This is a genomic window from Limnospira sp. (genome assembly GCF_051859755.1).
In the GTDB taxonomy this organism is placed as follows: domain Bacteria; phylum Cyanobacteriota; class Cyanobacteriia; order Cyanobacteriales; family Microcoleaceae; genus Limnospira; species Limnospira fusiformis.
The window spans coordinates 1-11,100 of sequence record NZ_JBIMLI010000151.1 but is presented as its reverse complement, the minus strand read 5'-3'; the positions used below and the strand labels follow the sequence as shown (position 1 = coordinate 11,100).

8 protein-coding genes and 1 pseudogene are annotated in these 11,100 nt (G+C 45.3%); 4 read left to right on the top strand and 5 right to left on the bottom strand.

The genetic code is table 11. The features are described from left to right. The first annotated feature begins 161 nt into the window (after positions 1–161). The 3 genes from ACTIE0_RS20230 (at position 162) to ACTIE0_RS20220 (ending at position 4,564) form a co-directional block, all read left to right on the top strand. Complete coding sequence (locus tag ACTIE0_RS20230; protein WP_008053119.1) at positions 162–1,232, top strand: class I SAM-dependent methyltransferase; 1,071 nt, start codon at positions 162–164, stop codon at positions 1,230–1,232. 34 nt (positions 1,233–1,266) lie between these two features. Further along, positions 1,267–3,459 (top strand): lytic transglycosylase domain-containing protein, encoded by a 2,193-nt coding sequence (locus ACTIE0_RS20225; protein ID WP_006624048.1) that lies wholly within the window; start codon positions 1,267–1,269, stop codon positions 3,457–3,459. 136 nt (positions 3,460–3,595) lie between these two features. Next, complete coding sequence (locus ACTIE0_RS20220) at positions 3,596–4,564, top strand: hypothetical protein (RefSeq protein ID WP_006669368.1); 969 nt, start codon at positions 3,596–3,598, stop codon at positions 4,562–4,564. A 2-nt stretch (positions 4,565–4,566) separates the two neighbouring features. On the opposite strand, the gene pcrA is transcribed toward ACTIE0_RS20220, so the two are convergent. The 4 genes from pcrA to ACTIE0_RS20200 form a co-directional block, all read right to left on the bottom strand. Beyond that, positions 4,567–6,906, bottom strand: coding sequence for a DNA helicase PcrA (pcrA, locus tag ACTIE0_RS20215; RefSeq protein ID WP_006669369.1), 2,340 nt, complete (start codon positions 6,904–6,906; stop codon positions 4,567–4,569). Between the two features lie 75 nt (positions 6,907–6,981). Then, complete coding sequence (locus tag ACTIE0_RS20210; RefSeq protein WP_006624051.1) at positions 6,982–7,236, bottom strand: hypothetical protein; 255 nt, start codon at positions 7,234–7,236, stop codon at positions 6,982–6,984. 1,115 nt (positions 7,237–8,351) lie between these two features. Beyond that, entirely contained in the window at positions 8,352–8,585 is a 234-nt protein-coding gene (locus ACTIE0_RS20205; protein WP_006624052.1) for a hypothetical protein, read from the bottom strand. 93 nt (positions 8,586–8,678) lie between these two features. Next, a complete protein-coding gene (locus ACTIE0_RS20200) occupies positions 8,679–10,010 on the bottom strand; it encodes a peptidylprolyl isomerase (RefSeq protein ID WP_006669371.1) in 1,332 nt (443 codons plus the stop codon). A 199-nt stretch (positions 10,011–10,209) separates the two neighbouring features. Here ACTIE0_RS20200 and ACTIE0_RS20195 point away from each other — a divergent pair, with 199 nt between their 5' ends. Further along, positions 10,210–10,755 (top strand): peroxiredoxin, encoded by a 546-nt coding sequence (locus ACTIE0_RS20195; protein ID WP_006669372.1) that lies wholly within the window; start codon positions 10,210–10,212, stop codon positions 10,753–10,755. Between the two features lie 75 nt (positions 10,756–10,830). On the opposite strand, the pseudogene ACTIE0_RS20190 reads toward ACTIE0_RS20195, so the two are convergent. Further along, positions 10,831–11,100, bottom strand: a pseudogene (locus ACTIE0_RS20190) (Uma2 family endonuclease); the annotation flags it as partial.

Below are 11,100 nucleotides of genomic sequence, written 5' to 3'. Positions count from 1 at the left end.
GCGGTCATCCGCTTGAGTCGGTTTTCCTCTCCGCGATAAATCACGGAGCTTCCAACCCTCCCAGGAGTTTTACGTGATAGCCGGAACTAACCAAATTATGGGCAGATTTTTGTTAAATTAGCAGAAATGCACTTAATCTGTATATTGAGGATACTTGACCGGTGGTAGCAAACAAGCCGATATCTCTGAGCGATCGCCAAAATATGAACAACGCCATTTTATCAAACGCCATTTCATTAAAGGTAAAGCGACTCACAGCAGCCAGCGGTCAAATGAGCCTACCCTGTATCCCGTCCATGATAGACGAATACATGGACCAGTTTGATCGAATTTTAAAATCCCTAGGACAGACATTCACCCAGGAAGAAATGACAGCCCTGCGGGAATTAGTAGCGCGGAAACTAGGATACGGTTACAATCAATCACCCCATTCTCGGATAATTTTTAAATACGAGCCGCCAGACCCCACCCAAGGACTCACCAGCGGCTTAAAATTAAGCGTATTCACAGAAATTCTATCAGTCGAACAGAAGTATCAACGGTGGTTAACCAGTCGCCAGGGACCCTTGTTTGGCTCTCATGCTGACGCTAAACTGATGGATGTGGTAAAAGAGTTTAACCCCCCCTCCAACGCCCCCATTCTTGACGTAGGGGCTGGGGTAGGTCGCAATACCTTAGCTTTAGCGAGGCGGGGACATCCTGTAGATGCCGTAGAATTAACTCCAGAATTTGCCCAAATTATCGCGAAAGAAGCCCAGGAGAACCAATTACCGGTGCGGGTTATCCAAAGTAATATTTTGAACCCGTCTCTGCAATTACCCCAGAAAAGCTATCAATTGGTGTTGGTGTCGGAGGTGATTTCCCATTTTCGGAATAATCAGGATGTGCGAACCCTGTTAGCGAGAATGTGTAATGCTATCAGACCGGGGGGGCTGTTGTTGTTTAACACATTTTTAACAGAGCCAGGTTATGAACCTGATAACCGGGCGAGGGAACTTTCCCAGGTGCAATGGTCTTATTTAATCACGCGATCGGAGTTCAATTCGATCATGGCCGGTTTACCATTAGAGGTATTATCCGATGAGTCGGTGTATGAGTATGAGCGATCGCACCTCCCCTCCGAATCCTGGCCTCCAACGGGTTGGTTTGAAAATTGGAGTCAGGGTAGAGATGTCTTTCCGATACATAACCCTCCCATATCATTGCGATGGATACTCTGTCGGGTGAATTAAGTTTTAAGTAAAACAACTTACCGATTCAAGAATTATGTTAAAGGGAAAAGTTACCCAAGTTTCGCTGTATGTTGTGGCTGCTGTGGCAGCATTGTTGGTGGGAATATTTTTCCCGATGATGCAATTACCAAAAATTTGGTCTTCTCGGACCGGGGAAATGTCGGAAGTTTCCCAGCCTTCAGAAGCTGTGATGAGTTTGGCGGTGTTGTCTCCAGCATCCCGCCGCCAGGAATTAGAAGAAATTGCCACCACTAGAACTACCTCCGAAAATCGCGATCGCGCTAGATTTTTACTAGCCGCGGATTTATTAGAAGCCGGACAGCCAGAAGCCGCCCTCGAAAAGTTAGATGGATTAGAGAGGAGTTATCGTGTCTTAGCGGGTCATATCCTGAAAATGCGGGCTTTGGCTTATGAACAGCTTGGAGATACACGATTAGCCTCACAGTCATGGAAGGCCTTAGTGGATGGCCACCCAGAAGATCCCGTCGTGGTCATGGGGTTATATGCTTTAGGCGAAACTAATCGGGAATATTGGGATAGGGCGATCGCTGAATTTCCCGCCCACCCGCAGACCGTAGAAATTGCCAGAACCCTCCTGAGAGAGAATCCCGATCAATTCCCATTATTGCTATTAATTGCCCAACATGGTATTCATCTACCCGAATATGGCACTTATTTAGCCAAGTTAACTCAGAATTATCAACAACAACTTACCCCAGAGGATTGGGAAAATATTGCCTTTGGCTATTGGGAGAAGATGGATTATGCTCAAGGGGCGATCGCCTATTCCAAAGCCCCAAAAACCCCTAGAAATATGTATCGACACGCCAGGGGACTATGGTTAAGTGGCAAAATTCCCGAATCACGTCGCGCCTATCAAGAGTTAATTGCCGCATTCCCCACCCAAACCGATCCTGGGGGTGAAGATGCCGGCTTAGGAAGGATTAGACTGGCGCGGTTAGTCGAGCCTAGAGAAGCCCTACCCCTGCTTAATCAAGTAGTAGACAATTTCCCTAATCATGCCGCCGAGGCCCTGTTAGAGCGCGCTAATGTGCTTGATAAACTCAGATCTACCGAGACAGCTTCTCAGAGTCGTCAGTTATTGCTAAGTCAATATAGTGATTCCGAACCCGCCGCCCAGTTGCGTTGGACTCTCGCCCAACAGGGTGCTACAGCCGGAAGACTGGATCTGGCTTCAGAATGGGCACGACAGTTAATTACCAAAAACCCCGATAGTGAGTTAGCGCCGCAAGCTACCTTTATGCTGGGAAGGTGGGCGCGACAGCAGGGGAATTCACAAGATGCCACCAAGGCTTTTGAATATCTGTTAGCCAGATATCCTGAATCTTATTATGCTTGGCGGGCTGCCGTGTTTTTGGGTTGGCCAGTGGGAGATTTTACCACTGTGCGCCCCCTCTCTCCCCATGTGGAACACTTAGAACAGCTACCTATTCCGCCCGCAGGTTCCGAGGCAGTAAGGGAATTATATCGCCTAGGGCGCGGTCAGGATGCCTGGAATTTGTGGCAGGTCGAATTTAGTAATTATCGTCAGCAGCCTTCTGTCGCCCAACAATATACTGATGGTTTAATGCGAATTGCCGTCGGTGACAACTTAGATGGACTGTGGATGATTTCCAGCCTTAGCCGTCGGAATGACCCCGAAGAACATCAGGAATATCTGGCTTTGAAGCAAAAACCGGGTTATTGGGAGTCTTTATATCCTTTTCCTTTCCTAGAAACTATTGTGAGTTGGTCAAATAAACGCCAACTAAATCCAGTCTTGGTTACCGCTCTAATTCGCCAGGAGTCGCGGTTTATGCCTTCAATTAAGTCAGTGGTTGGCGCGACTGGATTAATGCAGGTAATGCCCGAAACCGGGGCAGAAGTAGCCCAGAAAATTCAACTGACTAACTACTCTTTAGAAGATGTTGAAGATAATGTAAATTTGGGAACTTATTACTTTGATTTTACCCACCGAGAATATAACAATAATTCACTGTTGGCTGTGGCGAGTTATAATGCCGGTCCGGGTGCGGTAGCTAATTGGGTAAGGCGGTTTGGCTTTAATGATCCTGATGACTTTATCGATAAAATCCCCTATCCTGAAACCTATGGTTATGTGAAATCTGTGTTTGGAAATTACTGGAATTATCTCAGGATTTATAACCCAGAAATTTCTCAAAAGTTGGCAGAACATATCCGCACCTTTAATGATAGATTTGACTAAAGTTATGGTGGGCTGACTGTTAATCTGCGAGAGGGGAGAGTCCAGAATTAATAAGAAAAATATATTTTGGTTCTCCCTTCCTGGCAAGATGGTGTATGATTCCGTTATTCCTAGCTGAATGTTGTGAGGGGCCAGTATGACCATTTTTAAACAGTCGGTTGCTCTTGCTTGTTTTGCGATCGTAGCCTTTAGCGGTAGTCAAGTTTTGGCGGCGGGGACTATTAAAGACTTTCAGGAATCAGAGGAAACACCAGTTAACAAAAATTTCTTGAGTTTAGCCCAAGACTTAGAATCTCAACTAGAAGTTCCTGAAACCATCGCGGAATTAGTTAATACTAACCCAGAAGTTGAAACTATTGCGGAATTAGTTAATACTAACCCAGAAGTTGAAACTATTGCGGAATTAGTTAATACTAACCCAGAAGTTGAAACCATCGCGGAATTAGTTAATACTAATAGCCAAGAAACTCCTCAGTATCTGTCAGAAATCAACGAAAATAGCCCTTCTACCGATGCAATTGATTTAAATGTGGTAGCCATACAACCACAATGGCGCATTGCTGAAGAGATAGCCTTGGGGGATGATATCTTAGGGGATGATATCATAGCTCAATCCTGGCAGGATAATCCCCGCCGCGCGGCTGACCGGAATAACCGCCGCTTGAGTAACCACTTCAGCTATTTTGCGGTTGGGGGTAATATTGGCGTTACCGGGAATGCTTCTGGTTTGGGTAAGGGAGGCGGCAGCACTTTAAGTAAAGCGGGATATTCTGAGAATCTATCTTTGCACACTGGTGGCGTGCTTATTGGTGAGGGTGCTAGTGTCACGGCTTTGACCTATAGCTTCCCTCAGCGGGTAGATACAGGGGGTATAGTTGCCTCTCCGTTTATAGGTGCTGGCATCATTTATGCGGACCTATTCAATAGCGATTTTAGCTTCGGTCCCCTGTTTATGACGGGTGTTGACGTACCAATTTCCTACAGTTTCATCTTGACGGGTCGCTTTAATGTAGGCTACATCAGAGAGACTACGGAAGTAGGGGTGATGCTAGGGGTGGGTTATGTGTATACCCGCAGTATATGGAATATACTGGGCATATTCTAGGCCTAATCTAGGGACTCTAAAGGTACTACACTAGGATTGAGAATTTTGGGGCTAGAACCCTGAAATTTAACGGCTATAGATAGCTTACCTTGCTTATCTCCGAAAATGTGGGTGATTTGACCAACACCAAAACTGCGGTGTAAAACGCGATCGCCCACATTCCACTCTTGGGGACTTTTCTTGGTAGTCCCCTTGGCTTTTTTATTCTTGGTGGTGGTTTTGGCTGCTTGGCGACGGGTCAAAGGTTTATATCCCTGCACTAGGTCTGGTGGTAATTCGCCTAGGAACATGGAAGGAACACAAGGTTCGCGATACCCCCACAAACGCCTTTCCCTGGCGTGGGTAATAAATAACTGTTCCTGGGCGCGGGTGATGCCTACATAGCAAAGTCGCCGTTCTTCTTCTAAACTGAGAGGGTCGTTAATACTGCGGAAGTTGGGAAATAGTCCCTCTTCCAAACCCACTAGGAAGACAATGGGAAATTCTAACCCCTTAGCGGAGTGTAGGGTCATCAGAGAAACGGCTTCTTCTCCTTCCTGAAGATTATCTAAATCTGAGGATAGGGATGCACTGGCTAAAAAAGCCTGTAAACTGGTATCTTCCTGTTCTTCCTGAAATTGGGAAACGGCGTTACAGAGTTCCCGCAAGTTATCTAGGCGGTTATCTGCTTCATCAGTGCCTTGTTGTTTGAGGTCTTGGGAATAGCCAGAGTCTTCCAGAATGCCATCTAAAATTTCGAGGGCGGTGGTAGTTTCTAGGCGATCGCGCCAAGATTGAATCATTTGGGCGAAGCGATTAACAGATTTGGCGGCGCGTCCGCTAATAGTATTAACGGAGTCTTGATCACTAATAATTTCCCAGAGGGGAACCCCTAACTGTTGGGCGGCATTATTTAAGCCGTCTATGGTAGTGCGACCAATACCGCGCCGAGGTACATTAATCACCCTTTGCAAACTGACGCTATCAGCGGGGTTCGCAATAACGCGAAGATAAGATATGGCATCTTTAATTTCTCGGCGATCGTAGAACTTTAGCCCGCCGACAATGTTATAACGTATATTTTCACGCAGTAATACATCCTCAAAGGGTCGAGATTGGGCGTTGGTGCGATAGAGAATGGCAAAACTACCGAAGCCGATTTCGGGGTTTTGGTTGATAATGGTTCTGATATTATCAACTACAAAGTTAGCCTCTGCCATTTCGTCATCGGCTTTATGACAGCAGACCGGAACACCAGGCGATCGCGTAGGGCGCAGAATTTTGTCAATGCGGGTGGTGTTATTTTGAATGAGATGGTTGGCTACTTCTAGGATGTTTTCTCGCGATCGGTAGTTTTCTTCTAGTTTAATTAACGTGCGGCTGTCATCATCCGGTAAACCATCGCCAAAATCTTGTTGAAATTCCAGCATAATCCGATAGTCTGCCATTCGGAAGGAATAAATAGACTGATCTACATCCCCCACCACAAAAATAGACCGATTCTGCCAATTGTGAAAAGATGGCGGTGCTTCTCCATTGGTTGTTAATAGGCGAATCAGGTCATACTGGGTGCGGTTAGTGTCTTGATATTCGTCAACTAGAATATGGCAAAATTTTTGATGCCAGTAGGCTAAAACTTGTTCGTTTTGGCGAAATAAGGCGACGGGGACGAGAATTAGGTCGTCAAAGTCTAGGGCGTTATTAGCTGCGAGGGCATCTTGATATAAACTATAGACTTCCGAAGTTACTCGCCCCTGATAGTCGGGGTTCTCCTGTAGGTATTGTTGAGGAGACAATCCCAGGTTTTTGGCGTTACTGATTTTATAGCGAGTTTTGCGGGGGTCGAATTTTTTGTCGTCTAGGTTGAGGGTTTTGGTGACGATTTGCTTAACTAGGGCTAGTGCGTCTGACTCATCAAAAATTGAGAAGTTAGGTTTCCACTGACGGCCCTTTTCATCTTGGTATTTGTTGATATCGTAGCGAAGAATCCGCGCACAGAGGCTATGGAAGGTTCCCATCCATAGATGTTTGGTGAGTTTCCGGTAAATTTGCGATCGCAGTTGAGTTTGGGTAGCGGGTTCTAAGGCTGATAGGGGTTTCTGGTATTGTTTTTGGGCTTGCTGTTGGGCAAAAATTGACTCGATCCGGTTTTTGATTTCTCTAGCGGCTTTGTTGGTGAAGGTGACGGCTAGGATATTTTCGGGGTTGACTTTATGATTGTCGATCAGGTTGGCTACCCGATAGGTGAGGGCGCGAGTTTTACCGGAACCTGCGCCAGCAACTACTAACATTGGACCGCAGAAGTGTTCGACGGCTTGGCGTTGGGATGAGTTGAGGGAAGTTAGGAAGTCTACGGATTCCATAGTGGCTGCGATCGCTTAACCTTTAACAAAAGGGGGGTAGTATTCATCGTATACCATTACCATAGATTTGGGACTTCAGACAAGTTTATTGAGAATTGTCCAAACATCCCCATCAGAACGCACCTGGGGGACGGAAATATTGCTAAATCCGGTAATAAAGGGCTTATGGTACACCTGCCAGTAGAGGGGGGTGATTTCATCGGCGATCGCTTTCAGGGCTTTCGCTTCCGCTTGGAGTTCCCTGGATAGTTGGTTTATGCGATCGGCGTGTAGTTTCGCTTGCTGGCGGCTTTCTTCTAGTTGTTCTTCTGTAGGCTGGCTGCGTCTCAATTGTTCTAATTGCTGTTGTTTATGGCGCAGGTGGATTTTTAGGGCGGCGATCGCATCTTCTATACCTTTGACCTCTGCTGACTGGTGGGCGGTTTCTCGCGCATGGTTTCGGTAGGCTATGGCGATCGCTTCTGGAGAGCTATTCTCTGGCGTGATTTCTGGGGTGATTTGCCTATGCGTGAATCTGGATCTGGGTTTTTTCCCTTTCTAGGGCTAAAATTTGCTTCCGAGTTGCTTCGATTTCCTGGTCCAGCGGGTGCATCATTAGATTCGGCTTAGGATTAATCCCCCTATTGTAACATTCTCTTTACATTTGCCCGCTAAATTTAGCCATTTATTTATAGACAAACAACTCATTATACCAGATTCCGTGTCAATACAATGGTTTCTCAAAAATGGTCAACTTTATTAAGTAAAATCTTGTCAAACCCCTACAGACAAAAAGACACAGGATACTATACCCAGGAAAATAGAGAATATTTTTAACGAAATTTAATATATTTAGATTGTGTCACTCATTAAATTGTTAAGTTTGGTTTAATATGCTTGCACTTATATTTAATAGTGCTAAAGTAGTAATTGAAGTCAAACAGGCTTCTTTGACAGATACCAAAAGCGATGTTCAATCTGTCGGTTTTATATCTAAAAGGAGGACTAGAACGAATCCAAACTTGTTCATCGCCAATGTAGTGAAAATCAGGAGGTAAAACACTGTTTCATTTCGAGTCTGTCATGTTTGAGAGCAGCCCCTCTATAGGGTTCTGATATTTCCTCTACTTTTTCGATGGGAGCTATGCACTTAACTTTGTTAGTTTCGATGTAACTCCAGCCAAACTAGATTTATTCGAGGGAATCACTCGGTCAACCAGGAGGTATTCTAAGCTGTTCACTCTAAACTCTGTTTCGTCAAAACGCGGTAGTAGCGCCCACAAAGGTTCCTTATATTTCCTCAGATAGCGACGATGGGAGCAATGCAACTGGATATGGTTTCAGTTCACCTCCAGATAGTCTAAATCAACGAGAGGATGTCCCTGGGGAATGAGTTAGGGCGCTATTGCTGTTGTCGAATTTTTGACGGGACGGGAAAAGATGCGATATTGATTGAGTATTTATTGCTATCTAAGACCTAGTTGTTTTTTGAGCAAAAAGTTACCGACAATTAAGGTTAACAGAATTAGACTAAGTTTAACCGGCCAGGGAATAATCACAAAAAACCACATTGATGATATAGTGGCGATGACGGCGGCGAGAAGGCGGGGAAGTTCATCAAACCAGTGTCCGTGGTGACTGAGGCTGACCCAAACAGAAATACAAGCGATCGCCAGAGGAATTAAAGATAATGGTGACATAGTTTTAACTGGTGAGGAAGGGTAGGTAATAGTATTTAGTAATCTAGGGAACTAGACTGATAAGATAAAAATACAGTTCCCTAGGGTAAGAAATTAGCCAATAGTCAGGGCTAAATCTTGGGGTGAGAGGGTAAATAGTCCTTGTCTAACTAGATCAGGTTGTGCATTTTGAACGACTCCGAAAATACCCCCCTCTGGGAGAAGGATATGAGTATCATTACCCACTGAATTAAGGATTAATACTGATGGGTCAATATCGCCGACTACCGCAATGCGATCGCCTTCAGCGAGGTTAAAATCGAGAATCAGATCAGCCTGATCAATGGTAGCATCAGCATGGGTTAAAACAAAAGTATCAGCACCCTCACCACCGACGAGGGTATCAGCACCCAAATCACCAATGAGAATATCATTTCCAGCATCTCCAGACAAGTAATCATCACCCTGTCCACCGCGAATAAAGTCATCACCAGCGCCGCCATAGATAGTGTCATTTCCCCGATTTCCGTTGATGATATCATTACCATCATTACCAAAGAGGAGGTCATCACCTTGACCACCCCAAATCAGGTCATTACCAGCGCCGCCATAGATGGTATCATTACCCTGGTTGCCATTAATTACATCATCAATTTCTGAGCCAATCACTAAATCATTACCACCCCCGGCGAAAACTCCTTTAGGGTTTTGTTGGCTAATTTCCTGGGTAATTTCGATGACATTATCAGCATCCAAATCCCTTGGAAAGGCATAAGATAAGGGTAAGCTGGCGCGGTTAAGAGTGTTAATGAAACCATTTAAAAGTGGTACATCAGTGATTAGATTAGAGGTGCGAGTTGGTAAAATCCCAGCAAAAACTTCCGCGTCTTGAATGCGATCGCCTTGTTGAATTTGGTCAATGACATCAAACCCTTGCATTACCATACCAAAAACGGCATAATCACCATCTAAGCCGGGAGAGTCAACTAAGTTAAAGTAAAATTGAGAAGAGGCTGAGTCCGGGTCATTACCTGACCGCGCCATAGCGATCGAACCCTGGACATTTCTTAATACGGGAGGAACTGTAATTCCGGCTTGTTGAAAGGTTTGGCTGTAGATAGGTTCGGTAGCACCTTCTGGTATAATTTCCAGGGGAACATTGCGGACTTGTCCTGTAGCTGGGTCAATAAATCCACCAGTTCCTAATAAGTTAGGGGGAAAACCTGGAATAACGCTGTTAGGGTCGCCTCCTTGTACAACAAAGGGGAATGGTTCACGCACTACCCGATGGAAGGATACACCATCATAAACGCCAAGTTCAACTAATTCTACAAAGTTTCCGGCGGTGATGGGTGCATTATCACCATCAACTTGGATAACAATTGGTGATCCATTAACCACCATTGCTACTAATGCTTGACCATTTAAGGGTTGAATGTTTGTCATGTTTGAAATGGTATTTTTCCGTTAATGATGTTAGCTTGTTTGGGATCAGATCGAGACAAATTTGAGAGTTGTTGGTGAATTTAGGGGAGTATATGGTGCGATCGCACTTCCATGACTGCAAATATAGATTTAGGGTTCCGCCAGTCCGGTGAGGGCAGAGATATGTAAATATATGTAAAGAAATTTAGATCTGTGTGTTATGTTACGCCGAACCTTGATCAGTCTCATTTTAGGAATTGCGATCGCCTTATTTAACCTAAACCTAGCGAGTCCGGTCTTAGCCTTGGGGGGTCAACTTCCGCCGCTAAATGAACCCGCGCCAGAATTTACGCTTCCCACGAATACGGGAGATGGGGAGGTGTCTCTATCAGACTACGAGGGTCAGTGGGTAGTAGTCTATTTCTATCCGAAAGATTTTACCCCAGGATGCACGCTAGAAGCCCGTCGCTTTCAGGAAGACTTACCGAAATATATGGCTAGAAATACCCAAATTTTAGGGATTAGTGCTGATGATGTGGACTCCCACGCGGAGTTTTGCGACTCTGAGGGGCTAAAATTTCCGCTGTTAGCTGATGTTGATGGAAGTGTCAGCAAGGCTTATGGTTCATGGTTAAATTTCTTTTCGATGCGACATTCATTTATTATTGATCCTGATGGTATTCTCCGAGAAACCTTTGTGCGTGTGATTCCAGCCATCCACAGTCAGGAGGTCTTAGCGCGTTTGGATGAAATGATCAACTCCTGAGAGTTCAAATAGGGAGAATTTGGGAGAGCGATCGCCTCTAGGCTTTTCTTCGTAGGTGCGATCGCCTCTATTTATTTAAAGTTCTTCGGGGTTAATTCCCTGGGCGCGCAAAAACTCCGCTAGTCGTTCCGCCCGTTGGTGGTCAGCTTCCGCCCGTTGGCGTTCCTGCTGTAACTCTAGTTCAGCTTGTTGGCGTTCAGCTTCCGCCCGTTGGCGTTCCTGCTGTAATTGCAACTGAGCTTGTTCAAGTCGTTGTTCCGCCAGTTTTGCTCGTTCATCCCCGGTTAATAACAAATTACCCTGGCTATCCCACCAGCGCAGCCAAGGCAATTCTAGGTTGCCATA

Bases quoted from the DNA above. Each gene is read 5' to 3' on its own strand.
- ACTIE0_RS20220 (WP_006669368.1), top strand. From the start codon at position 3,596: ATGACCATTTTTAAACAGTCGGTTGCTCTTGCTTGTTTTGCGATCGTA.
- pcrA (WP_006669369.1), bottom strand. From the start codon at position 6,906: ATGGAATCCGTAGACTTCCTAACTTCCCTCAACTCATCCCAACGCCAA.
- ACTIE0_RS20200 (WP_006669371.1), bottom strand. From the start codon at position 10,010: ATGACAAACATTCAACCCTTAAATGGTCAAGCATTAGTAGCAATGGTG.
- ACTIE0_RS20205 (WP_006624052.1), bottom strand. From the start codon at position 8,585: ATGTCACCATTATCTTTAATTCCTCTGGCGATCGCTTGTATTTCTGTT.
- ACTIE0_RS20195 (WP_006669372.1), top strand. From the start codon at position 10,210: ATGTTACGCCGAACCTTGATCAGTCTCATTTTAGGAATTGCGATCGCC.
- ACTIE0_RS20225 (WP_006624048.1), top strand. From the start codon at position 1,267: ATGTTAAAGGGAAAAGTTACCCAAGTTTCGCTGTATGTTGTGGCTGCT.